Source organism: Vibrio sp. B181a, assembly GCF_030248375.1.
GTDB classification, from domain to species: domain Bacteria; phylum Pseudomonadota; class Gammaproteobacteria; order Enterobacterales; family Vibrionaceae; genus Vibrio; species Vibrio campbellii.
On sequence record NZ_JAHGAD010000099.1, the window covers coordinates 1 to 22,905 of the forward strand.

Here is a 22,905-nt window from a genome sequence, read left to right on the forward strand (position 1 = left end):
CTTATCCGAACGGCATTAACTCAACAATGAGTGGCATTTTTATACGTCGTTTTTTCTAAGATTGTTTAGACCGAAGTAACCAACTCTCTTTCATGAGAGTGTTCTTGGTTATCATGACAGCAGTGACTGTGGTGGTCCTCGTAGCCGTCGTAAGCACATTCGCCGATGTTATTTCTCGGACAGATGAAATAATTGCTGCGATCAATCATCTCGGTTTGACAAACTGGACAGTATTTTTCCATTACAACCTCCCACAATAGCGATTGAAAATTTCGTCCGTAGACACGAGTTCAAGAGTAATTTTAGACCCTAGATTATGACCGTGGTGTGAAGGTTTTATGTGTGGATCAGCCCGCTTAACGAGTCTTGACAAAACTCTGACGAAATGAAACTAAATGCGCATTGCAAGGTGCTTGTTAGGCGTATGATTTCAAAAGAAAAGCAATAATTTCCCCATGCTTTGTTTACTCTATGCTTGGCTGTATTCCCCTCTATTTTTTCAGTAACTTTTCGAAGCCATATCACAAATACTGTCATTGGGATCTGGGGATAAATATAGGCTTGTTTATCGGCACTCATCACATGCCTGAACTCGCCTTATTTACTTCATCATTTAAATGTTGAACAAGTCTCTGTTTCTCAGTTTAAAAAGAAGTTGACTAGACTCAAGATGACGGAAAATCAGGGAGAGATTCTATGAAGGTATCCAACATTTTAGTGGCGTTGACGATGAGTTTTTTCACTGCTGGCGCTAGTGCAGCCAGTCCATCATTCGATTGCAACAATGATTCTTTAAGTGGAGCTGAGCAAGCCATTTGTCAAAGTGAAATGTTGAGCCAGCTTGATAGACAGATGTCCGAAGTCTACAAAAAGGCGAAAGCGGTGGACGATAAACAAGCTGGTCAACACACGCTGAAAGCTGAGCAAGTTGGTTGGATTCGAGGGCGAAATGAGTGTTGGAAGAGTAATGATGAAGAACAATGTTTGAAGCAGGAATATGAATACCGAATTGCAGAACTTCAAACGCGTTATAGACTCGTCGGTAACTTTGGGGCGGAATTTTACGCTTGTGACGGAAATAAAGCGAAAGAAGTGGTGCTAACACGTTATATGACGGATCCAACTACCCTGATGGCTGAGTTTGGTGACAGTTCCGTTTTTATGGCAGCCTCAGATAAAGATGGTCTCTTCTTGGGGCGAAACGAAAAAGTTCAATACGAGGACGAAGGAATGGTTGCCGTTCAATGGGGATATGAGGCACCTCTTATGAAATGTAGGCTCAGAGATTAACCTTCAAGAATAAACAAAAACAAGGTCAGCTACTGGGCTGACCTTGCTGATTTAACATGCCTCAGCATGATGCTCTTGTTGAAAGCGAGAATCTTGCTTTGAATGTTTTGGTACAAAACAGAGCTTGTCTGCGGACATCTTCAAACCATTTTGCATCTTGATATGAGTCACTGCCCAAATCACGCAACCATGAGGGAGGTTGAACAGTGAACGGGTTTGAGTGAAAAGTACGCCATCATCATAAGCAGGTGTGACGTTGATAGCTTTCCCTTGCCATGCCTGACGAACGCTTTTCACATCAATGTTAGGCACAATCAATGAGAGCATTTCTGGCTCAACATCCTTGACGACTTTGAGGCAAATGCGGCAGCCGTCGTAGTATTGCTCCACCCAAACTTTATGGGGAATACTTTGGTCAACCCAGTCTAACTGCAGTATGTGTTCCATGGTTTATTCCTAAAGTAGATCCAACAAAGGCAGCGCCGAGACACTGCCTTGTTAGGTGGGTAAAAGGTTATTCGTAACTTAGCCCGTGACCGAATTCGTACAAGGTGTCTGCTTCGTCATAACCTGGGTAGTCAGAGTGCTGGTTCAAAATCGCTTGCGCGCTGTTTGCCAGTGCAAATGGAAGCTTGCCTTGAGGAGCAAAGTTACCTGAAAGGACTTCCATTAAGTTGCTGTCTGATACACCGAAGGTGGCTAAGATTGCGCCCGACTTTTTCATGTTACTTGCGTCATCCAATACAAACGGTTGACGGAAGTTAATTGAAAGCACGGTATTCTCTGCGCCAATTTCATTCATGACAGCTTGGATATCGGTCAGGCTTGGCTCAATTTTCCAAGATGCTGCGGTTGCCATTTGGCTAAATGCCAACAGGTCGAGTTCATCTGGGTTTGCACCGCCAAAGATAAGCTCAGGATCCGCACCTTCATTGGAAACACGCACGCGAATAACGGCGTAATCGGTGCCTGCTGGCACTGGCGGGCGAGCTTCACCATCTTCATAATCACCAGACGTCACATCAAAGCCATAGCGCTCGTCACCAGCGATGGTTTCATCCATACCCATTACGTAGAGTGAAACTGCTTTGTCGGCGTTTGGTTTGGCGAGCGGCAATGTCTTGTCTGTGTTTTGCAGCAGAACCACAGATTTTTTCTGAGCGTAGTCTGCACGTTCTTGATGTTCGGCGTTGCCTAAAATCTCTTGGGCTTTATCGACGTCCACATACGTGTTCTCAAACAAACCAAGTTGGAACTGCTCTTTGACCAGACGAGTCACTGAAAGATCGACACGCTCTTCGTCAATCAGTCCTTTGTTGACCAGATTGACGATGACGTCTTTATCATTAAAGCCAGAGAGAACGTCGACGCCAGCTTCGATTACCATCGCAACTTGTTCGTCGATGGTTTTATCTTCCACACCCCATGCTCGGTCGCCGATGATACCTGTATCGGAGTTGACGTTGCCGGTATAGCCGAGCTCACCACGCAGCAGATCGGTCACAATACCTTTAGAGAAGGACATGCCTACATCGTTTGGCATCCACTTTTGATCTACTGGTATGCCGTAATAAGGCATGATGGAAGAGGCACCAGCATCAATCGCGGCAATAAACGGGATCAAGTGATAATCAAAGTTGTCTTTTGGATAGACTTGGTTTTGCCCAAAGTCGTAGTGAGGATCACCGCCGTTTTCTTGAGGACCTCCCCCAGGGAAGTGTTTGATCGTAAGGGCGATACTGTCTTGGTCAATGGCTCCACCACCTTGTAGACCGTTGATCAAAGAGCGCATGATATCTGCCGCAAGATCTGCGTCTTCTGTAAAGGTCTCATGCACACGGTACCAACGAGGCTCTGTCGCCAAGTCCATCATGTAGCCATACATACTGCGCAAACCAATCGATGACCATTCTTCATTCATGATGCCCGCAAACTCTTCAATCAGTGCCATATCGCGAGTGGCTGCAAGTCCGGCTTCTTTTGGCCAAGCCGAGAATGCACCAGAAGAGACGTTGATACCCGCTTTTGCGGATGGGTCGATGTGGTTGCGTGCATTGGACTTAAATAGAGCAGGGATACCCATGCGGGTTTTCTCTCTCAGCTCTTGAACGCTATTCATGAAACTCGCCGCTTCTTTAGGTGAAATCTGGCAGCCAGAGCGTCCGCTATCACAGTTTGGTGCGTTTTCTGGGGTCTCCACCACGTTGTTACGGAAGATAAAGCGGGTCATCTGAGCATCGGCGATCATGTCTTGACCTTTGCTTGTCACTACACCGCCTTCACCGGAATTTAGTGTGTCGATAAGCATCATGCCGGCTTTCTCTTCAAGCGTCATTCGGCTAACAAGATCAGCTGCGCGCTCTTCTGGTGTGAGACGCCAATCTTCAAACGGCTCTAACGTTCCGTTGCCATTAGAATCTCTAAATTGATAACCATCAACGCTGAGTACGTCGTGTACGCGAGAGAAGACTTCTGGTTGAATATAGCTGTTGTCATCGTCGGATGAATTACACCCTGCGAGAACAAGCGCCACTGCGATAGGAGTGAGTTGGGTAAGACGTTTCATGTCGCTGTCCTAATGTTGGTATAGTTGTTTGTTCCAGACCAATATTAGTAATTAGTGTAATTTTGGTTAACCAAAATAAATTAAACTGAAGATTTGGATCACCATATTTTTTATTTAGGTGACTTAACTCAATATACAATTAAAAATAGGTTGACCAAATTAAATGTGATCTTGATTTTTTAGTTTATTTATTGGAATTTAAATCGTTTAAAATCAGTGCTTTACGTTTGTGTTATGTTGCTTCCAAATTCTATGTAACGCTATGGGTGTTATCGTTTACTCTAAAATTATTACCAGGTGAGAAAAAGGGCTAAATACATTAGCCCTGATTTAACGTTTGTGTCTGGTTATTATTTTTACTCGATTGATACAAGCGATATATGGTCAGTAAGTTGGTGATGATAAATGTACTCTCGACCAATGAACCTCCGATAGAACCAAGCCAAATATTGTGGCTGACCCAGCAGAAGGAATTAAACAAAATTAGGCTGCGTAGAGTGATGCCTTGTTTGGAAAAGAGCGCCCAAGTGGCGACGGACGATCCGATTACCGTGAGTAGCTCAAAAAAGTGGGTGATGTTTGGTAGGGTCATCAGCCACATAAGTGCAATGAAGAACCACATTACTCTACGTGATTGAGTTTTGATTGAGGCGAAACTGCGAATGCCATTAGTGATCACGCCAATGGCAGCAACGGTTGCGCCCATTAGGGTAAAGTGAATACCCATGATGAAACAAAACGCCATCATCTGATAGCGAAAGCGCATGTCGTCTTTTTGCCAGAATGCCATCACGCCAACCATAAACGCGATGCCACCAATGCTTTGTGCTAACCAGTTTTCCATTTATTTCCCTAGAGTGTTGCAAAGTCATCTCGTTAAGTGAGTAAGCGAATGAGCATCCTTCAAAGTTGCCGCCCTTATAGAGTTTGATTCACTCTTTGAGTAGATCCTGAATCACGCTCGTGCCTCGCTTTTCAGGATGACGAATAGGGAGATATTTGTCATATCGTCATTCCGACGAGCCTAGGCGAGATCAGGAATCTACTTATCGCGATAACCCAATCAATTGAGCCATGCTTTGAATGAATAAGCCCTCCACAAAGGGAGGGCTGGGCACTTTATCTAAATCGCTAAGGGGTTACCCAAGAGCCTTGAGATTACTTACCAATCATTACTCATTTACAAGTGCTACTGCTTCGCGAGTTAGGCGAGCAAGCTCTTCCCAGTTGCCCGCTTCGATCAGTTTCTTATCTACCATCCACGTACCGCCACATGCCAATACGCGCGGGATAGCTAAGTAATCTTTGATGTTCGCAGGGTTAATACCACCAGTAGGCATCAGTTCGATGTCGGTGTATGGCGCGAGCAGTGATTTCACCATGTTGATGCCGCCAGAAGCTTCCGCAGGGAAGAACTTCAAGGTGGTTAATCCCATTTCCAGTGCGGCTTCAACTGTGCTTGGGTTATTCACACCCGGTACGATATCAATCCCGATTTCTTGGCACGCTTTAACGGTATTTGGGTTAAAGCCTGGCGATACGATAAAGGTTGCGCCTGCTTCTTTTGCAGCAATTGCTTGCTCGCGGTTCAGCACCGTACCTGCGCCAATCAGCATGTCTGGCTGGGTTTCACGCAATAGGCGAATCGCTTCTGCAGCCGCTGCTGAACGGAAGGTGATTTCAGCTGCTGGTAGTCCGTTCTCTGCCAGTACTTTACCCAGTGGGATAATGTCTTCTGCTTTATCTATGGCGATAACAGGGATGACTTTCAGAGCTTTCAATTGTTCTTTAATACTAGACATGAGTGTTCCTTAAACGACGCCAAGCGCCGGTTGTGTGAATGCTTTGGGAATGATGGCACCGCGATGTTGAATCACAGCACCTGCCAGTGCGTTACCTCTTTGACATGAGGTCGCGAGATCGGCGCCAGCAAGGTATGCTGATAAAAAGCCACCATTGAATGAGTCGCCCGCCGATGTGGTGTCCACCACTTGAGCGACAGGTTGGGTTGGCACGGCTTGTGGAGCCAGAGCCGCGCTCGAACCCTGATTTGTTGAGTCTTGAACTAAGCAGCCATCTGCGCCGAGCTTGACGATGCATTTGCCCACACCAAGAGAGGTAAGGCGTTCAATGGTTTGCTCTGGTGTTTCGTCACCCCAGATCAATTGCTCATCATCAAAAGTCACCAAGGCAACGTCCGTCAGTTGATACATGGCTTGGTACACATTTTTGACGGTTTGATTATCGTCTTGAGGCCATAGCGCTGGGCGGAAGTTACTATCAAACGCGATTTCAACGCCTTGGGCTTTAAGTTCGACCAATAAGTTGAGCAGTGAAATTCGGTCTTCTTCTGGCAAGATGGCTAAAGAGATACCGCTGAGAAACACCGCGTCTACTCGAGTTAATGCTTGTTTAACCATTCCAAAGTTTGGATGTTGAAGTAGGTAACGTGCGGCTGATTGATTGCGCCAATATAGGAACGTACGCTCTCCTTGATCATCAAGCTGAATCAGATACAAACCCGGCGTGCGAGTCTCATCGCGCAGCACTAAATCTGTTGAGACGCCTTCGTCTTCCCAGTGAGTCAGCATACCCGTGCTGATTGGGTCATTGCCAAGCGCCGTAACGTAAGAGACTTTGACTTCATCAGGTTTGCTATTGGCTTCGCAGCCGCGGCTCAAATAAACCGCAGCGTTGAGCGTATCCCCACCAAATGTTTGATGCATTGAGCCGAACGGTTTGCCATTCAGCTCAATCATACATTCACCAATAATGGCGATGTGCTTCATTGGTTACGCCCTCTCTTCAAAGTAGCGTTTTGCGTTACCAAAACAGATGTCTTCAACCATAGGACCAAGCAACGATAGGTCATTTGGAACTTCGCAGTTCTCTGCCCAACGACCGACCATGTCACACAAGATGCGGCGGAAGTATTCGTGACGAGTGTAAGACAAGAAGCTGCGCGAGTCCGTTAACATGCCGACGAATTGGCTGAGCAAACCAAGTTGAGAAAGCTGTTCCATTTGGCGTTGCATGCCATCTTTCTGATCGTTGAACCACCAACCCGAGCCAAACTGCACTTTGCCCGCGATGCCGCCACCTTGGAAGTTACCAATCATGGTCGCCATCATTTCGTTATCACGAGGGTTCAAACAGTAAAGGATGGTGCGAGGCAGCTCATTGGTTTGGTCCATTTCATCCAATAGATGTGCCAGTTCAAAAGCAAATGGGCGATCGCCAATCGAGTCAAAGCCAGCATCAGCACCTAGTAGTTGGAACATGCGTGTGCTGTTGTTGCGTTGTGCGCCAATATGAAGCTGCATGACCCAGCCCAATTGTGCGTAGCGTTTGCCGAGCCAAACTTGAACTGCGGTAGAGAATTGCGCACATTCAAGCTCTGACAGTACTTCGCCACTCAAACGACGAGCCAGCAACGCATCTAAATCAGCTTCGCTTGGAATTGGTGCGTAACGGACGATCTCAATGCCGTGGTCTGCCGCACGACAGCCATGTGCATCGAAGTGTGCCAAACGTTTATCAAGCGCACTCAATAAATCATCAAAGCGGCGAATTTCAATGTCTGCTACTTCGCCCAGTTTGTGCATGTAATCCGCAAATACGTCCAATTCAATCTTGAACGCTTTATCCGGACGCCAACTCGGCAGTACTTTAACGTTAAAGGTGTCGTCTTCTGCGATCGCTTTGTGGTGTTCTAGTGAATCGATAGGGTCATCGGTCGTGCCCGCCATTACGACGTTCATTTGCTGCATGATGCCGCGAGCTGTGAACTCAGGTGTCGCAAGCAGCTCATTACATTGATGCCAAATTTGGTCTGCTGTGTCTGGGCTAAACAGCGTATTGGTAATGCCGAATGGGCGACGCAGTTCTAGGTGCGTCCAGTGGTAAAGCGGGTTGCCCAAGGTTTGAGGAACCGTCTTCGCCCACGCCATGTATTTGTCGTAATCGCTCGCATCACCCGTAATCAAACGCTCTTCAATGCCTGCCGAGCGCATGCCACGCCATTTGTAGTGATCGCCTTCAAGCCAGATTTGACCCAAGTTATCGAACTGACGATTTTGCGCCACTTCCGCTGGGTTTAGGTGGCAGTGGTAATCATAAATTGGCTGGTGGAACGCATGCTCATGGTACAAGCGACGTGCAGTTTCGTTTGAGAGTAAAAAGTCTTCACACAAGAAATTCTTCATCGTTAACTCCTATTACAACGCAGCGACAGTGGCACGAGCACCGTTATCGATTAGCGATTGGTAAGCACTGCTCACCGCATCAATCACTTGTGGGTTTTGACCAAGCTCTGCAGGGAAGATGGCTTCAACCGCGAGCAATGCAGGCACAACAGAAACGTTCAAGCCGTGTTGGTCGCAGATCTGACGTAGTGTCTCTGCCATTGGATCGCGAACATCAATGTCGTTGCCTTGCTCATCCACGCCGGATACGTAGCGCATCCAACCTGCAATTGCTGTTGCCAACCAAGAGAAGTTAGAACCTTGAGCAAGATGGAATCGTAAGCTGCCACCCATGCGTTGTGGGATCTTCTGGCTGCCATCCATCGCGATTTGCCATGTTTTGTGTTTCAAGCTCGGGTTAGTGAAGCGCTCGATAAGCAGCTTGGCGTAGCCTTCTAAATCGGTGCCTTCTGGCATGGTCAGCGAAGGGGCTTGCGCTTGCATCATCATATCGAATGCCGCTTTGCGGTAGCCTTCATCTGTCATGGTGTCAGAGATGTGCGCGTAACCGCCAAGGTAACCTAGGTAGGCTAGGAACGAATGGCTACCATTTAGCATGCGCAGCTTCATTTCTTCGTAAGGCACAACGTCGGCAACAAATTCTGCGCCAGCCACGCTCCAATCTGGGCGACCAGCCACGAAGTTATCCTCGATAACCCATTGGCGGAATGGTTCACAAGCGATGCCACATGGATCTTCACAGCTAAGTAGCTCAGCGATTTCAGTCAGTGTCTCTTTGGTTGCTGCTGGCACAATGCGGTCAACCATGGTGCAAGGGAAGGTAACGTTGGTTTCAATCCAGTCACGCAATTCTGGGTCGAGCAGTTGAGCGAACTCAAGTACCGCTGCTTTTGCTACGTGACCGTTCTCTTGCACGTTATCGCAAGACATCACGGTAAATGGCGTCAGACCGCGTTCACGGCGCATCTTCAGCGCTTGCACGATGTAACCCAGTGCCGATTTTGGCTCCGTTGGGTTGGCAAGGTCAGCAATGACTAGCGGATTGTTTTTATCAAGCGTGCCCGTCGCTGGGTCGGCGCAGTAGCCTTTCTCGGTAATCGTCATTGAAACGATCGCCACTTGTGGCTCTGTCATTTTTTCTAACACCGCTTGAATGCTGTCGAGGCTTGGGTGGAGTGATTCAGTCACTGAGCCAATCACTTTTACCTCAGTCGATTCTGCGCCTTTCTCTGCCACTGTGTAGAGGTGGTCTTGCGCGCGCAGCGATTGAATTAAGTCTTCACCACCAAATAGGTTGATTTCGCAAATGCCCCAGTCAGAGCCTGTTTTGCTCAACATTTCACTGGTGAATAGAGCTTGGTGCGCTCGGTGGAATGCACCGAAACCAAGGTGAACAATACGGCTTTTAAGCGTTGAGCGGTCGTAGTCCGGAAGCAGAACGTGGTCATTCAGAGTGGAATTGGAAATAGTCTTCATTGTGGTATCCCTTTTCCCGCAGGCGAACCTGCGGGATGGTGTATTTTAATAATTCGTAATCTAAAACTTATAACCAAGCGCTTAGTAACCAAGAACAAGGTTAGGCAAGAACAGACTTAGCTGAGGAATAAAGGTCACGGCCATTAGTGCTGCAATCAGTGCAACGTAGAATGGAAGTAGAGGCTTAATCACTTTGTCGATGGCAACGTTCGCCACAGAACAACCGATGAACAACGCGCTACCTACTGGTGGGGTACAGATACCGATAGCCAAGTTGAAGGTCATCATGATGCCGAAGTGTACAGGGTCAATACCCATATCCAGTGCGATTGGCAGGAAGATAGGCGTAAAGATCAGTACCGCTGGTGTCATATCCATGAAGATGCCGACAATCAACAGAATGATGTTGATGATCAGTAGAATCATCAGTGGGTTATCAGAAATTGCTAGTAGAGCATCTGCGATCATGTAAGGAATATCAGCGTTCGCCATAGCCCAAGACATGCCCATTGATGCGCCAACCAGTAGCAATACGATAGAGGTTGTCACCGCAGATTCTAAGATGATCTTTGGAATGTCACGCCATTTCACTTCGCGGTAAATAAGCACTGCCAGCACAAAGGTATACATAACGGCGATAGCAGACGCTTCTGTTGCTGTGAAGATGCCGCCAATGATGCCACCCATGATGATCACAATCAGTGCCAAAGATGGTGCCGCTTTCAAGAAGGTATTCCAAACCATTGCCAGAGAAGGGCGCTCAGCCACAGGGTAGCCACGACGTTTTGCAATGATACCTGCTACCACCATGATGCTTAGACCCATCAAAATGCCAGGAATGTAACCCGCTAGGAACAATGCCGCGATAGACGTACCACCAGACACCAATGAGAACACGATCAGTGTGTTACTTGGTGGAATCAACAAGCCAGATGGGCAAGAAGTGATGTTCACTGCGGCAGAGAAGTTCTCATCGTAGCCATCTTTCTTTTGCAGAGGAGACATGGTGCCGCCAACCGCTGCCGCAGACGCTACCGCAGAGCCAGAAATCGAACCAAACATCATGTTTGCCATTACGTTCACGTGTGCGAGTGAACCTGGAAGGCGGCCACCAAGCACTTTTGCAAAGTTGATAAGACGCAGTGCGATACCACCTTGGTTCATGATGTTACCCGCCAAGATAAAGAACGGGATTGCTAGTAGAGCAAAGTTATCAAGGCCTGCCGCCATACGCTGCGCCACAACGGCGATCGCAGGCTCTAGCGGTAAGCTCATTAAAATAGTAGCTAGCGATGACAAACCGATAGCGAAAGAAACTGGTACGCCAATCGTCAATAAAACCGCGAAGCTACCGAATAGGGTGAGAATTAATTGCCATTCCATTGTGGAACCCTCTATTAATCAAGCTGGGTGTCGGTGAGTAGGGCTTCACCAGACGTCAATTGTTTTACACGGTCGAAAGCAAATACCGCAGAGTAGAAGATCATTAGTGCGCCGCTGATTGGTAGGCAGAAGTAGATGTAGCCCATTTCCAAGCCGAGCGCTGGCGTTAACTGGCCAGTTGCCAGTGTTTTCAGTGCGAGTTGTGTACCGCCGTGAACCAACACCACGTAAGAGAACAGGGCAATGGCAATTTGGATGACGATTTCATTGATGAGTTTGCGTTTGCCTTGCAGCTTCATTGTTAATAAATCGATAGCAAGGTGACGTTTAAGACCTGTGGTGTAAGCGGCACCGATAAGGGCTACCCACATAAAGAGATACCGAGCAAGCTCATCGGTTACGGTACTTGGTCTACCAATGACGTAACGAGATAACACTTGCCAGACCACGCAAAAAACGAGGAAGGTCGAGAGAGAGACGGTAAAGGCGGCCAACCCTCTATTTATGTATTTGACCAATTTGTTCATTTTAGTTTCCTTTCAGTAAATACGCGTATCACATAACAATTGGTTTACCAATGTAAGAATGTGTTTCTGTGTAGGGCAGTAACATACGCTAATCTTTCTGAGTGGATTATAAGTTAGCCGCTTTGGTTGTCCGTGAGCGGGTTCACAAATGGGTTGGTTGACCAATTTAACGATTGCTATTGTGATTTTGGTCAATCAATTTGTATTTTTGTTTTGACGGTAGGTTTTTTGATCGCCAATAATGGCCTCGAAACAGAAATACCGTGAAAAATTAAAACTACCCTACATATTGGACAACCAATCCAAGGAGAATAGAACAATGATGACGCGTAAGACTCTTTTAAGCGCTGTAGTCGGTGCTGCAATGACCTTTGGCGCCACAGCTTCTGCTTATGCTGCGACCACTTTGAAGCTAAGTCACAACCACCCTCGTGACCATGCGGTACATAAAGCAATGGACTTTATGGCAAAAGAAGTACGTGAAATGACAGATGGTGAAGTTCGTATCCGTATTTACCCAGATGCGCAGCTAGGTACACAGCGTGAATCCATGGAGCTAATGCAAAACGGCGCTCTAGATATGGTGAAGAGCAACGCGGCAGAATTGGAAGCTTTCTCCCCAGCTTACGCAGCATTCAACATGCCTTACTTATTCCGCGATAAAGACCACTATTACAAAGTGACAGACGGTGAAGTGGGGCGTGAAATCCTTAACTCTTCTGCGGATAGCGGCTTTATTGGTGTGACTTACTACGACGCGGGTGCTCGTAGCTTCTATACCAACAAGCCAATCAATACGCCGGAAGATCTAAAAGGCCTGAAAGTGCGCGTACAGCCAAGCCCATCTGCGATTGCAATGGTAAAAGCGTTAGGTGGTAACCCAACACCATTGGCATACGGTGAGCTATACACGGCATTGCAACAAGGCGTGGTGGATGCTGCGGAAAACAACATCCCATCGTTCAGCTTGAGCCGTCACAGTGAAGTATCGAAATACTTCAGCTTGGATGAGCACACCATGGTGCCAGACATCTTGGTTATCTCTACTAAGACGTATGACAAGCTAACGCCAGAGCAGCAACAAGCACTGATGAAAGCAGCGGCAGACTCTTCTGAATACATGAAGAAATTGTGGGCTGAGTCAGAAGCAAAAGAGCGCGCGAAAGCAGAGAAAATGGGCGTAACGTTTGTTGAACCAAACAAAGCAGCATTTGCTGAAGCGGTTCAACCAATGTATGCGGATCTAGAAAAGACAAATCCTGAGTTAAATGAATTGGTTGAGAAAATCAAAGCCGTTCAATAATTCACAAAAAGTTAGTAATAAACCATCGAAAGCAAGGTGTTACCACATTCTGGTACATAGAGGTTGACCAATTGTTATTGGTCGTTATGATGGCGTGAGAAGTTAGATGCAATATAGTGATAATATCATCATGATGCCTTTTGAACCGAAAAGACCGTATCAAGAGATCGGTTTAGTCCTTAGACAAGAACTCATCAACGGCCACTACAAGGTCGGAGATAGGTTGCCGCCTGAGCGCGATATCGCAGAACGTCTCGACGTTAGCCGCACAGTAGTGCGTGAAGCGATCATCATGCTGGAGCTGGAAAACCTTGTCGAAGTGAAGAAAGGTTCTGGGGTGTATGTCATCAATATTCCATCTCAACCAAACTCCCGTGAAAACGTGATCAGCGATGATGCAGGTCCGTTTGAAATGCTCCAAGCTCGCCAGTTGCTTGAAAGTAACATTGCGGAATTTGCAGCGATGCAAGTAACGCCTGGCGACATCGTGAAAATGCGCGCAGCACTAGAGCTAGAACGAGATGAACTCGCCAGTGGCACCACGGATTGTAACGGTGATGAAAAGTTTCACATGTGCATTGCAGAGGCAACTCAAAACTCTGTGTTGGTGGACATGCTGAAGCAATCTTGGGAGCGACGCGAGAGCAGCCCAATGTGGAATAAACTTCATTCCCGCATTGCTGGTCAAGACTACCGTGAAGAGTGGTTAGACGATCACGCCAAAATCCTCGCCGCATTGCAGCGTAAAGATCCAATTGCTGCAAAAAATGCCATGTGGCAACACCTTGAAAACGTTAAACAGCGCCTGTTGGAGCTGTCTGACATCGATGACCCGAATTTTGATGGTTACTTATTCAGTTCCAACCCTGTTGTTCTGCAGGGTGCTGAAAACGGTTAACCACATTGCCGGCCTCGGTCGGCTCTAGTCAGCGCAGCTGCATTGTCGTGGCTGCATATTAAGAAGTCGTTGTGCACTTAGCTTGAATTATTCGAGCGGGCTGAGTGCGTCTTAAAAAAGGTGAGTGTCATGGAACAAACTTGGCGTTGGTACGGTCCGAATGACCCAGTGTCGCTAGACGATATTCGTCAAGCAGGCGCAACAGGCATCGTGAATGCCTTGCACCACATTCCAAATGGTGAAGTGTGGTCGAAAGAAGAGATTTTAAAGCGTAAAGCCATCATCGAAGAGAAAGGCTTAACGTGGTCAGTGGTTGAAAGTGTTCCTGTTCACGAAGAAATCAAAACTCAGACGGGCAACTTCCAACAATGGATCGACAACTACAAACAAACGCTGCGGAATCTTGCTGAGTGCGGCGTAGATACGGTCTGCTACAACTTTATGCCAGTACTAGACTGGACACGTACAGACCTTGAATTTGAAATGCCAGATGGTTCTCGAGCGTTACGCTTTGACCAAATCGCATTTGCGGCATTTGAGCTACACATTCTTAAACGCCCGGGCGCAGAAGCGGATTACACCGAAGCTGAGCAAGCCCAAGCGCTTGAGTACTTCAACAACATGACGGCAGAGCAAATCCAACAACTGACAAGCAACATCATCGCTGGTTTGCCGGGTGCTGAAGAAGGTTACACGTTAGAAGAGTTCCAAGCTCAATTGGACCGCTACGCTGGTATCAGCAAAGACAAACTGCGTGAGCACATGGCGTACTTCTTGGCGGAGTTAATGCCAGTGTGTGAAGCCCATGGTTTGAAGCTAGCAGTACACCCAGACGATCCACCGCGTCCAATTCTTGGTTTGCCGCGCATCGTTTCGACCATCGAAGACATCGACTGGTTAACCGAAAAAGTACCAAGCAAGATGAACGGTTTAACCATGTGTACTGGTTCTTACGGTGTGCGTGGTGACAACGACCTAGTTAAGATGATTAAAAAGCATGGCGATCGTGTTTACTTCACTCATTTGCGTTCAACCAAGCGTGAAGAAAGCAACCCGATGACGTTCCACGAAGCTGCGCACCTAGATGGCGATGTGGATATGTACAACGTGGTGATGGCAATTTTGGACGAAGAACAACGCCGCGCAGAAGTGGGCGATCACCGTTTGATCCCAATGCGTCCTGACCATGGTCACCAAATGCTGGATGATTTGAAGAAGAAGACCAACCCAGGCTATTCAGCCATTGGTCGCTTGAAAGGCCTTGCCGAAGTACGTGGTCTAGAGATGGCACTAAAACGCGCTTTCTATACCAAGTAAGTAAAAAACCGCAAACCCATCTAACAAAACGCAGAGTCTAGGCTCTGCGTTTTTTTGTTCTTAATTTTTTGAATATTATCCATAAAAAGTATCTGCAATGTTCTGTCAGATGAATACCTGAAAATATTTTGCGTCTTTTTCTAACCACAGTCGTCTTATCTGTGTAAAAACGATTTCGACCGGAGAATGCCATGTTCAAGCCACAGCCAACGCGCTCAGATATTAAAGACAAATTCATCAAGCATGATAGCCAAATGCTCAACCAAGTGTACGGAACAGACCAAGTCGTACCGTATTGGATTGCCGATATGGACTTTCCTATCGCATCGCCAATTTCGCAAGCGATGCAGCAACTTGTTAGCCGTGAAACCTTCTCATACGAGTTTGATAGCAAGACGGTTTTTCAGTCCATTGCTGATTGGAATAAGGATTTGCATGGTCTTGAGCTTAGCACTGATAACTTTGTTCAAGTGCCGGGCGTACTGAGTGCCATTGCACTACTGATTCGCGAGTTCACCAAAGAAGGTGAGGGCGTTCTGATCCAGACACCGGTTTATCATCAGTTCCGACGTTTGATTGAGTCAGCTGGCCGAACCGTTGTTGGCAACACAATGAAAATTGAAAATGACCACTACGTGATGGACTTTGAGTTGCTTGAAAACCAGTTGAAAAGTGGTGAAGTGCAAATGATTTTGCTGTGCAACCCTCACAACCCAGTGGGACGTGTTTGGACCAAAGCAGAACTAGAGCGCATGGTGGCGTTAGCTGAGAAATACAATGTGATGATCATCAGCGATGAAGTGCATGCCGACATCGTATTTGAGGGTTCAACCTTTACCAGTATGACTTCATTAAGCTATGAAAACAGTCTGACGATCATTGGTTCTCCGGCGAAAAACTTTGGTTTGAACAGCATCTCTAACGGTTACATTTACAGCGATAACCAGGCTCTTTTCGAGAAGATCAAAGCGACATCCGCTTCACTTTCTATCGATCATGGCAATGCGTTTACCACCTACGCGACCATTGCGGCTTACCAACAAGGTAAAGAGTGGTTTGAAGGTTTTCATGCTTACATGCAAAACAATCGTAACTGGATTATTGAGTTTATTGAGCACAACTTGCCGCAGGTGAAAGCATTCCTGCCACAAGGAACCAATCAAATTTGGTTGGATTTTTCTGGTTTAGAATTGGAATCTTCTCAGTTAAAAACCTTGCTGACAGAAGAAGCTAAAATGGCGCTGACGCCAGGTACTTGGTTTGGTGAACCCAATGAAAACTACTACCGCATGAACTTCGCTTGTTCTTTAGAGCAAATTCAAACCTCGTTTGAGCTGCTTAAAGCCGCTGTCGATAAACGTAAGTAAGTGAAGTGGTAGGAGAATAAAACGATGACACAAACCATCACTAAAGGCATCAAAGCTCTAGCGGAAGAAGCGCGCTTGAGTGTCGCAGATCTCTCTATTGAGGATGCCAAAGCGCTGTTTGCAGACGAAGGTTACGTATTCGTGGATGTACGAGAAGCCGATGAAAGGCGCAAACTTGGCGTGATTCCGGGGGCATTTACCTGTCCAAGAGGCATGTTGGAGTTTTTGATTGATCCACAATGCCCAGTGCACAACCCAGTTTTTGCTCAAGATAAAACGTACGTCTTTTATTGCGCGCATGGACTTCGTTCCCTCTATGCGGCAAAACAAGCCGCTGGCATGGGGCTTGGGCCTGTGCTCAACCTTGCTGGTGGTTTTGCTGAATGGGTGAAAGCAGATGGCGCGGTTGAGTCTGAGTCATAATGTATAGGTCATACTTGCCATACGGCTTATGTTTCGATTAATATCGAATTATTGTTTTATGTATAGAGACCGTCGCATGTTAGCAGAGTGGTTGGCACACAAAGAGCAGCTCAAAAACTACATTGTCAAACAGACCAGTGATCCAGATTTAGCCGATGACATTTTGCAAGAGGTGTACATAAAGGCGAGTCAAAAGATCGATCAGTTAGAAGCGCGAAGCAAAATCAAAAGTTGGTTATATCGCATCACGCACAACGCGATCATGGATCATTATCGTACGCAGCAAAGTTATGAAGAGCTGATAGACAATCAGGTTGAAGAGGAAATGCCGATTGAGCTGGAGAATCTCCAAACCATGGGTCATTGTTTGCGCCCAATGTTTGAGTGTCTACCAGAGAAATATCGCCAAGCCATGATTCTGTCTGAACTCGACGGTTTGCCTCAACAAACGGTTGCAGATCAGTTGGGACTTTCGCTTTCTGCGACGAAAAGCCGAATTCAGCGCGGTCGAGTTAAGCTCAAAGCCTTGTTAGTTGAGTACTGCAATGTTGAAGCAGGTCGAGGAGGTATCGTTGATTTCTCACCAGAAACGCAGTGTCTTCACATGGCTCAAATGTACAGTGCTGAAGTGGCATAAAGCCAAGATATCCGTTCGATTTACAATGTAAAAGCGCAGAGTTTTGGCTCTGCGCTTTTTTGTTGTCTCGTCATGACTAAAAGTAGTCAACCCCAAGCTATCAACAAAGAGCATTATGTTCTGATTTCAACGTTACCACTTTCAAGAAAGTCTTTGTTTTCTTTAACAAGCTTGTGTAGAAAGTCCGCTACGGTTCTCACCCTTCTTGAGTGGGAAAGGTCGGAGTGAATTGCCAACCAAATGGATTGATCACAGCCAATATCCCTTTCTACACATGTTAATTCTTTAGGTTGAGCGATAAAATGAGGAAGTACTGCCATACCGAGCCCAGCCTCTACCGCGCTGAATTGTGCAGATAGGTTGCTCGTAATAAGCCTACAAGGCTTTCCTCGCGTCGTCCTTTCTAGCCATTGTGCCGCTGGCAGGTGCTGTAGTGTCTCTGACCAACCAATAAAATCATCGTTCTCAAATGAGCCGCTTTGCTGATTCTTCTTCCTATTTTTTAGATAACTCTGTGATGCATAAACGCCAAAGCCGAGCTCACCTAATTTTTGGATACTGACGTTCCCTCGTTCTGGACGAACCATTCTCAATGCTATGTCTGCATCGTGCCTGTGTAAGTTAACGGTAGATACACTGGTTACTACTTCTATCGTTAGGTTTGGGTGGTTTGCCAGAAACTGGGGTAGTGCAGGAAAAATAAAATGATCGGCAAGTCCTTGAGCAGTGGCGAGACGAACGTGGCCTCTAACATCTTGGTCATTAACTTGAGCAGCCGCACTGAAGGCATAACCAGCCTGTTCTAGAGCTTCGGCTTGAGCGATGAGCGCCATTCCTTCGTCGGTCAACTTATAACCAAGTTGGTCCCTGGTAAATAATTTTAGGCCTATCGCGCTTTCTAATCGCTCTAATCGTCGTGATACTGTTGCGATTCCGAGCCTTAGCGATTTCGAGGCGCCGCTCAGTGTTCCCTCTCTTGCGATGCCTAAAAATATCTTGGCATCATCCCAATTTAAATGGTTCGATTTCTCTTTGTTTCCGATATCGGAAATCTGATTGCAATTATTGGCCATGTATCACTCCATTTTTGGAAAATATACTGATATGCGAATAACAAAGCTAGAGGAAAAAAAATGGATAAGCGCATATTAGGTAATGGCTTGGAAGTTTCAGAAATTGGTTTAGGCTGCATGGGCATGAGTGAATTCTACGGGCCAACAGACGATGAAGAATCATTAAAAGTACTTCATAAAGCCGTAGATTTAGGATGCAACTTTTTCGATACGGCGGATACTTACGGTAATTCTCACAATGAAGAGCTGATTGGCCGTTTTCTTAAACATCATCGTTCGGATGTAAAGGTAGCAACAAAATGTGGCATTGTTCGTCGACCAGGAGAGTACGAACGACGTATCGACAATAGTCCAGCTTATATCCGAAGAGCATGTGAAAATTCTCTTCGTCACTTAGGTGTTGAATGCATCGATCTGTACTATATCCATCGTTTAGATTCGACTACACCAATTGAAGTGGTCATGCAAACGCTCGCAGAATTAGTTACTGAAGGAAAAATTGCCCACATTGGTCTCTCTGAAGTCAACGCGACGACGCTCAGAAAAGCGCATGCAGTCCACCCTGTGACCGCTTTGCAAACCGAGTACTCGCTGTGGACGCGAGATGTGGAACGTGAAATCTTGCCCACATGTCGAGAATTAGGCGTTGGTTTTGTCCCTTACTCTCCGCTGGGGCGCGGTTTTTTAACGGGGCGTTTTCACTCTGATCGTGACTTTTCTGAAGGGGATGCGCGAAGTAAATTGCCAAGATTCACAGAAGGTAATTTAAAGGCGAACCGCCCGCTATCCAATATCGTGGCTCAAATAGCGCAAAATAAGTCGTGTTCTCCGGCCCAAATTGCTCTGGCGTGGCTATTGGCTCAAGGTAAGGATATTGTGCCTATTCCAGGATCGAAAAAAATGGCCCACATCGTCGATAACTTGGGTGCGTCCAATGTCTCGCTTACCCGAGAAGATTTGCTTCAAATAGAGTTGGCTCTAGAGAGCTTTCGTCCCGCGGGAGCGAGATATATAGAAGAAGGCATGAAAGGGATCAATTCTTAGTTAGCTTCCTCCTATCGGGAAAACCAACGAGCTGAGTTCTTTTGACAAACAAACGGTGTTTCTCCACCTTCTGGGCGAATGATACTAAGATGCAAAGAGGGTGGTTCATCGAAAAGATTGTGGTAAAGTCCGCGCCTGCGATTTACCGCATCTTTTACTGCCTCTTCAATCAAAAGCACAAGGTTAAGCTAATGCCATTTTCTACTCTCTCTTTGAGTTCTGAGCTGATTCACGCACTGCCAAAAGACTTTAAGAAGCCAACCGATATTCAGGCTTTGGCAATTCCTGAATTACTCAGTGGTAAAGACGTGTTGGCATTAGCAAACACGGGCAGCGGAAAAACCCTTGCGTATGGCTTGCCTTTGTTGGAAAAGCTAAGTGTAAATCCAGAGCAAAAAGCACTGATTCTAGTACCAACGCGTGAGCTCGCAACGCAAGTAAGCGAGGCGATTAACCAAGTTGGTCAAGCTATTGGTCTCAACGCAGTGTGTCTGTGTGGTGGTGTGGATAAAGAGACGCAACTACAAGCACTTGCGGCAAACCCTCAAATTCTTGTTGCGACAACAGGTCGTTTAGTTGATCTGGCGAACAACGGGTTGGAGCTGAGTAATATCCATTACCTAGTGTTGGATGAAGCGGATCGTTTGCTGGATATGGGCTTTTGGCCAGACGTGCAAAATATTGCAGGACAGATTTCAAACCAGCGCCAAACCGCGATGTTCTCAGCAACGTTTTCTGATGAGTTGAAGGGCAAAGCCAAGCAGCTGATGCATGCACCAAAACAGGTAGCAGCGCATCAAGAAAACAGCACCAATCAAGATATTGCCGAAACGCTGTATCTCGTCAACAAAGGCAGCAAAACCAAAGCCTTGATTGAACTGTTAAAGCAAAATACGTGGACGCAGGTATTGGTATTTATTGGTGCGAAAGAGAACGCTGATGGTTTGGCGAAGAAGTTGAACAAAGCTGGAATCACAACCAATGTGCTGCACGGTAATAAGAGCCAAGCAGAGCGAGAAGAAGCGCTGGCGCAGTTTAAATCTGGGCAAACACAGGTGCTAATTGCCACCGACCTATTGGCTCGCGGTATTCACATCGAGCAACTACCGGTGGTGATTAACTTTGAGTTGCCAATGCATGCGGAAACATACGTTCACCGAGTTGGGCGCACAGCGCGTGCTGGCGAGCAAGGTGTCGCAATGTCGCTGGTCTGCCATGGAGAAACCGAAGCGCTTACAGCGATCCGTAACTTGACGCAACGTGAATTGCCAACGCAAGACCTTGAAGGTTTCCCTGTAACGGATAAGCCATCAACAGGCGAAAGCAAGCGCGCCCCACGTGATAAAAAAGCCAATCGCCGAACCAATGCCAAAAAGAGCATTAAGCAGTTTCAAGGTAAGCCGAAACGTCAAGCGCCTAAAGCTAAATGAGCAAAACCAAATAAAAAAAAGCCATCGTAATGATGGCTTTTTAATTAAATGGAGTGTGTGTCTAAATAGGGGTAGTGCTTAGAAGTTGTAAGAAACTGTCGCGCCTACTGCCCATTGGTTTGCACTGTCTACGATAGAAGAATCGCTGATGCCACTACCTAGACGAGTGTATTGTGATACTTGGCTGATTTGCCAGTGCTCAGTGATTGGCACTACCAGTTTGTAACCTAAACCGTAGTTTACGGTTGCATCGCCTTTGTATGCTTTGCGGTTTGCACGTGCTTCTTTGTCTGTTACACCGAAGTAGTAATCAACGTAATCTTTGCTTTGGTAAGACACGCTCGCAAATGGTACGAAATCAGCATTACCGATATTCATGATATGGAAGTAAGTGGCACCACCTTGGAAGCCTTTGTAAGCGCCTGATACATCATGTTGTAGGTAAGTTGAAACTACGTTGTTTGGATCAAGTCTGAAATCTGCGTTCAAACCTAGATCGATCGCGATATCACGTCGTTTCGTACCTTTTAGGCTCTTCGCTACATCGCTATCACGAGGTACACCGCTACCTACCACGTAAGCACTCATGTTAAGTAGTTCATCGTTGTCACCTAGGAAACGGTAGTTAATACCGCCTAAATCAGCGTTGAAGTCTTCACCATGGTAACCACCGTTTAGAACTGGCGCAGTGTTGTGTTTTTGGTCTTTGAAAAGATCGCTCGCTTGTACTATGCCAGCTTCGACCATCCAGCCACCTTCGTTGTTGTAGATGTTACCGTTACGAATGTAAGTATCACCCGCTGTTGCCGTGCCTGCAGCCGTCAACGTTAATAATGCAATAATTGTTTTGTTCATTGTTCTGTCCCAGTTATTTTGTTTTGAACACTGTACAAAATAAAGTTGTAACCCTCTATCAGAAGAGCGTATGGAAGTGTAATGATGACTTTAAGAAATGTATGGTTTCACCTAAAAAATGCTAAGACGTAGAACCATGCCCGCTATGAAGGCATGGTTGAGACGTTGGTATAGATGATCTCTATCGCCGTTGAGATGGTTTAACTGGGTTTGCGGTGAAGGTACTTCATGACTTTCCCTTGCTTCCACATCATAACGCCTGTGATGGCGACAACGGGAACAAGTACAAATAACGTTAAAGTCATGAACATTTCATTTGCCTTCAGCGGTGAATAAAGCGCTGCACCCACCAACAGCGCACACAATATATGCATCCATCTTAAAGCCAACCTTACTAACTGTCCGCTCATTGCCTTTCTCCTTTGCTTTGTTTCAATACACGATACAGAGCAAAGTGATGACGGTTTTGGCTTTGAGATAAAACGCCTAATAGTGTTATAAGTGAACGTATAGGATGATGAATGGTTTTTATGCTGAGCAGATAACTTTCGGAGTGTGTCTTAGACCTAACATTGTGCACCCATCTTCCAAGTAGCTATCGGTGACAACATCGAAGCCGAACTTGCCGTAGTAGTCTCTCAAGTGTGCTTGTGCGGATATAAAAATGCTGTCGTTCGGGTAGATCTTTCTTGTGGCATCGAAGCTAACTTGCATCAATTGGTTACCGATGTTTTTCCCTCTGTAGTCCTCTGCGACGATAACGCGACCAATACACACGTCATTGGCATCAGAGTGCAGCAAGGGTAAAACTTCAATAGGGTATCCGAGTTTCGGAGGCATAATACGACTAGAAGCCACCAGACGTTCGTTATCATATCCCATCACGTGGTAGGTGTCGGGATGGTTATCTTTACCATCCAAATCGCTGTATGGCGTGTTCATGTCTACGATGAAAATATTGACTCTTTGCTGCAAAAAATCGTAAAGCTCTTGAACAGACAGATCTGCGAATTTCTTAATTCTCCATTCGAGCATCATGCTTCCCCTTGTATTATTTTGGGTACAACATAAAGAGTATTTGTGCGGGATTCATTAACCTTTGTTAATTGCC

Annotated in this window: 23 protein-coding genes; 9 read left to right on the plus strand and 14 right to left on the minus strand. The window is 46.4% G+C overall.

Annotated features, from left to right (window positions below):
* Positions 1–65: 65 nt before the first annotated feature.
* The gene (locus KIO97_RS24905; protein WP_021018350.1) at positions 66–242 is read right to left on the minus strand and encodes a hypothetical protein; all 177 of its coding nucleotides are present in this window, start codon (positions 240–242) and stop codon (positions 66–68) included.
* Positions 243–696: 454 nt separating this feature from the next.
* Between KIO97_RS24905 and KIO97_RS24910 the strand changes: the two genes are divergently transcribed.
* Positions 697–1,290, plus strand: coding sequence for a lysozyme inhibitor LprI family protein (locus KIO97_RS24910; RefSeq protein ID WP_038888686.1), 594 nt, complete (start codon positions 697–699; stop codon positions 1,288–1,290).
* Between the two features lie 51 nt (positions 1,291–1,341).
* On the opposite strand, the gene KIO97_RS24915 is transcribed toward KIO97_RS24910, so the two are convergent.
* The 9 genes from KIO97_RS24915 to KIO97_RS24955 form a co-directional block, all read right to left on the minus strand.
* A complete protein-coding gene (locus tag KIO97_RS24915) occupies positions 1,342–1,737 on the minus strand; it encodes a hypothetical protein (RefSeq protein ID WP_005429015.1) in 396 nt (131 codons plus the stop codon).
* Positions 1,738–1,804: 67 nt separating this feature from the next.
* Positions 1,805–3,856, minus strand: a complete 2,052-nt coding sequence (locus KIO97_RS24920; protein WP_285384253.1) for a glycoside hydrolase family 3 N-terminal domain-containing protein — start codon at positions 3,854–3,856, stop codon at positions 1,805–1,807.
* 319 nt (positions 3,857–4,175) lie between these two features.
* Positions 4,176–4,700: a YgjV family protein gene (locus KIO97_RS24925; RefSeq protein WP_017189831.1), complete on the minus strand. Its 525-nt coding sequence runs from the start codon at positions 4,698–4,700 to the stop codon at positions 4,176–4,178.
* 328 nt (positions 4,701–5,028) lie between these two features.
* The gene (locus tag KIO97_RS24930) at positions 5,029–5,658 is read right to left on the minus strand and encodes a bifunctional 4-hydroxy-2-oxoglutarate aldolase/2-dehydro-3-deoxy-phosphogluconate aldolase (protein WP_005429019.1); all 630 of its coding nucleotides are present in this window, start codon (positions 5,656–5,658) and stop codon (positions 5,029–5,031) included.
* Positions 5,659–5,667: 9 nt separating this feature from the next.
* Positions 5,668–6,645 (minus strand): sugar kinase, encoded by a 978-nt coding sequence (locus KIO97_RS24935; RefSeq protein WP_017189833.1) that lies wholly within the window; start codon positions 6,643–6,645, stop codon positions 5,668–5,670.
* 3 nt (positions 6,646–6,648) lie between these two features.
* Positions 6,649–8,061 carry a glucuronate isomerase gene (uxaC, locus tag KIO97_RS24940; protein WP_285384254.1) on the minus strand — a complete coding sequence of 471 codons (1,413 nt, stop codon included), beginning with the start codon at positions 8,059–8,061 and terminating at the stop codon, positions 6,649–6,651.
* A 12-nt stretch (positions 8,062–8,073) separates the two neighbouring features.
* Complete coding sequence (locus KIO97_RS24945) at positions 8,074–9,537, minus strand: mannitol dehydrogenase family protein (RefSeq protein WP_285384255.1); 1,464 nt, start codon at positions 9,535–9,537, stop codon at positions 8,074–8,076.
* An 81-nt stretch (positions 9,538–9,618) separates the two neighbouring features.
* Positions 9,619–10,920, minus strand: a complete 1,302-nt coding sequence (locus KIO97_RS24950; RefSeq protein WP_005429026.1) for a TRAP transporter large permease — start codon at positions 10,918–10,920, stop codon at positions 9,619–9,621.
* Between the two features lie 14 nt (positions 10,921–10,934).
* Positions 10,935–11,447, minus strand: coding sequence for a TRAP transporter small permease (locus KIO97_RS24955; protein WP_005429027.1), 513 nt, complete (start codon positions 11,445–11,447; stop codon positions 10,935–10,937).
* Positions 11,448–11,766: 319 nt separating this feature from the next.
* Between KIO97_RS24955 and KIO97_RS24960 the strand changes: the two genes are divergently transcribed.
* The 6 genes from KIO97_RS24960 (at position 11,767) to sigZ (ending at position 17,392) form a co-directional block, all read left to right on the plus strand.
* The gene (locus tag KIO97_RS24960) at positions 11,767–12,750 is read left to right on the plus strand and encodes a TRAP transporter substrate-binding protein (RefSeq protein ID WP_038888697.1); all 984 of its coding nucleotides are present in this window, start codon (positions 11,767–11,769) and stop codon (positions 12,748–12,750) included.
* Between the two features lie 106 nt (positions 12,751–12,856).
* Positions 12,857–13,648, plus strand: a complete 792-nt coding sequence (locus KIO97_RS24965) for an FCD domain-containing protein (protein WP_038888699.1) — start codon at positions 12,857–12,859, stop codon at positions 13,646–13,648.
* A gap of 129 nt (positions 13,649–13,777) precedes the next feature.
* Positions 13,778–14,965 (plus strand): mannonate dehydratase, encoded by a 1,188-nt coding sequence (uxuA, locus tag KIO97_RS24970; protein WP_005434165.1) that lies wholly within the window; start codon positions 13,778–13,780, stop codon positions 14,963–14,965.
* Between the two features lie 191 nt (positions 14,966–15,156).
* Positions 15,157–16,332, plus strand: coding sequence for a MalY/PatB family protein (locus KIO97_RS24975; RefSeq protein WP_285384256.1), 1,176 nt, complete (start codon positions 15,157–15,159; stop codon positions 16,330–16,332).
* 24 nt (positions 16,333–16,356) lie between these two features.
* Positions 16,357–16,755 (plus strand): rhodanese-like domain-containing protein, encoded by a 399-nt coding sequence (locus KIO97_RS24980; RefSeq protein WP_285384257.1) that lies wholly within the window; start codon positions 16,357–16,359, stop codon positions 16,753–16,755.
* Between the two features lie 76 nt (positions 16,756–16,831).
* Positions 16,832–17,392 carry an RNA polymerase sigma factor SigZ gene (gene sigZ / locus KIO97_RS24985; RefSeq protein ID WP_285384258.1) on the plus strand — a complete coding sequence of 187 codons (561 nt, stop codon included), beginning with the start codon at positions 16,832–16,834 and terminating at the stop codon, positions 17,390–17,392.
* Positions 17,393–17,505: 113 nt separating this feature from the next.
* Here the strand turns inward: sigZ and KIO97_RS24990 are convergent, their stop codons facing one another.
* Positions 17,506–18,465 carry a LysR family transcriptional regulator gene (locus KIO97_RS24990; RefSeq protein ID WP_285384259.1) on the minus strand — a complete coding sequence of 320 codons (960 nt, stop codon included), beginning with the start codon at positions 18,463–18,465 and terminating at the stop codon, positions 17,506–17,508.
* Between the two features lie 60 nt (positions 18,466–18,525).
* On the opposite strand from KIO97_RS24990, the gene KIO97_RS24995 reads away from it, so the two are divergent.
* On the plus strand, positions 18,526–19,509 hold the full coding sequence (locus tag KIO97_RS24995; protein ID WP_285384260.1) for an aldo/keto reductase: 984 nt from the start codon (positions 18,526–18,528) through the stop codon (positions 19,507–19,509).
* A 191-nt stretch (positions 19,510–19,700) separates the two neighbouring features.
* Positions 19,701–20,939: a DEAD/DEAH box helicase gene (locus KIO97_RS25000; protein WP_050904455.1), complete on the plus strand. Its 1,239-nt coding sequence runs from the start codon at positions 19,701–19,703 to the stop codon at positions 20,937–20,939.
* A gap of 78 nt (positions 20,940–21,017) precedes the next feature.
* Here the strand turns inward: KIO97_RS25000 and ompV are convergent, their stop codons facing one another.
* From ompV to KIO97_RS25015, 3 genes are all read right to left on the minus strand, one after another.
* Positions 21,018–21,794, minus strand: coding sequence for an outer membrane protein OmpV (gene ompV, locus KIO97_RS25005; protein ID WP_005429041.1), 777 nt, complete (start codon positions 21,792–21,794; stop codon positions 21,018–21,020).
* Between the two features lie 200 nt (positions 21,795–21,994).
* On the minus strand, positions 21,995–22,204 hold the full coding sequence (locus KIO97_RS25010) for a hypothetical protein (RefSeq protein WP_050904451.1): 210 nt from the start codon (positions 22,202–22,204) through the stop codon (positions 21,995–21,997).
* A 118-nt stretch (positions 22,205–22,322) separates the two neighbouring features.
* Positions 22,323–22,829 (minus strand): GNAT family N-acetyltransferase, encoded by a 507-nt coding sequence (locus KIO97_RS25015; RefSeq protein ID WP_285384265.1) that lies wholly within the window; start codon positions 22,827–22,829, stop codon positions 22,323–22,325.
* Between the last annotated feature and the right edge of the window lie 76 nt (positions 22,830–22,905).

What these genes read in the sequence shown, in the direction of transcription:
- KIO97_RS24995 (WP_285384260.1), top strand. Translation starts at nt 18,526, where the DNA reads ATGGATAAGCGCATATTAGGTAATGGCTTGGAAGTTTCAGAAATTGGT.
- KIO97_RS24930 (WP_005429019.1), bottom strand. Translation starts at nt 5,658, where the DNA reads ATGTCTAGTATTAAAGAACAATTGAAAGCTCTGAAAGTCATCCCTGTT.
- KIO97_RS25015 (WP_285384265.1), bottom strand. Translation starts at nt 22,829, where the DNA reads ATGCTCGAATGGAGAATTAAGAAATTCGCAGATCTGTCTGTTCAAGAG.
- KIO97_RS24920 (WP_285384253.1), bottom strand. Translation starts at nt 3,856, where the DNA reads ATGAAACGTCTTACCCAACTCACTCCTATCGCAGTGGCGCTTGTTCTC.
- sigZ (WP_285384258.1), top strand. Translation starts at nt 16,832, where the DNA reads ATGTTAGCAGAGTGGTTGGCACACAAAGAGCAGCTCAAAAACTACATT.
- KIO97_RS24910 (WP_038888686.1), top strand. Translation starts at nt 697, where the DNA reads ATGAAGGTATCCAACATTTTAGTGGCGTTGACGATGAGTTTTTTCACT.
- KIO97_RS24905 (WP_021018350.1), bottom strand. Translation starts at nt 242, where the DNA reads ATGGAAAAATACTGTCCAGTTTGTCAAACCGAGATGATTGATCGCAGC.
- KIO97_RS24925 (WP_017189831.1), bottom strand. Translation starts at nt 4,700, where the DNA reads ATGGAAAACTGGTTAGCACAAAGCATTGGTGGCATCGCGTTTATGGTT.
- KIO97_RS25010 (WP_050904451.1), bottom strand. Translation starts at nt 22,204, where the DNA reads ATGAGCGGACAGTTAGTAAGGTTGGCTTTAAGATGGATGCATATATTG.
- uxuA (WP_005434165.1), top strand. Translation starts at nt 13,778, where the DNA reads ATGGAACAAACTTGGCGTTGGTACGGTCCGAATGACCCAGTGTCGCTA.
- KIO97_RS24915 (WP_005429015.1), bottom strand. Translation starts at nt 1,737, where the DNA reads ATGGAACACATACTGCAGTTAGACTGGGTTGACCAAAGTATTCCCCAT.
- KIO97_RS24990 (WP_285384259.1), bottom strand. Translation starts at nt 18,465, where the DNA reads ATGGCCAATAATTGCAATCAGATTTCCGATATCGGAAACAAAGAGAAA.
- KIO97_RS24975 (WP_285384256.1), top strand. Translation starts at nt 15,157, where the DNA reads ATGTTCAAGCCACAGCCAACGCGCTCAGATATTAAAGACAAATTCATC.
- KIO97_RS24980 (WP_285384257.1), top strand. Translation starts at nt 16,357, where the DNA reads ATGACACAAACCATCACTAAAGGCATCAAAGCTCTAGCGGAAGAAGCG.
- KIO97_RS24935 (WP_017189833.1), bottom strand. Translation starts at nt 6,645, where the DNA reads ATGAAGCACATCGCCATTATTGGTGAATGTATGATTGAGCTGAATGGC.
- KIO97_RS24960 (WP_038888697.1), top strand. Translation starts at nt 11,767, where the DNA reads ATGATGACGCGTAAGACTCTTTTAAGCGCTGTAGTCGGTGCTGCAATG.
- KIO97_RS24965 (WP_038888699.1), top strand. Translation starts at nt 12,857, where the DNA reads ATGCAATATAGTGATAATATCATCATGATGCCTTTTGAACCGAAAAGA.
- uxaC (WP_285384254.1), bottom strand. Translation starts at nt 8,061, where the DNA reads ATGAAGAATTTCTTGTGTGAAGACTTTTTACTCTCAAACGAAACTGCA.
- KIO97_RS25000 (WP_050904455.1), top strand. Translation starts at nt 19,701, where the DNA reads ATGCCATTTTCTACTCTCTCTTTGAGTTCTGAGCTGATTCACGCACTG.
- KIO97_RS24950 (WP_005429026.1), bottom strand. Translation starts at nt 10,920, where the DNA reads ATGGAATGGCAATTAATTCTCACCCTATTCGGTAGCTTCGCGGTTTTA.
- KIO97_RS24955 (WP_005429027.1), bottom strand. Translation starts at nt 11,447, where the DNA reads ATGAACAAATTGGTCAAATACATAAATAGAGGGTTGGCCGCCTTTACC.
- ompV (WP_005429041.1), bottom strand. Translation starts at nt 21,794, where the DNA reads ATGAACAAAACAATTATTGCATTATTAACGTTGACGGCTGCAGGCACG.
- KIO97_RS24945 (WP_285384255.1), bottom strand. Translation starts at nt 9,537, where the DNA reads ATGAAGACTATTTCCAATTCCACTCTGAATGACCACGTTCTGCTTCCG.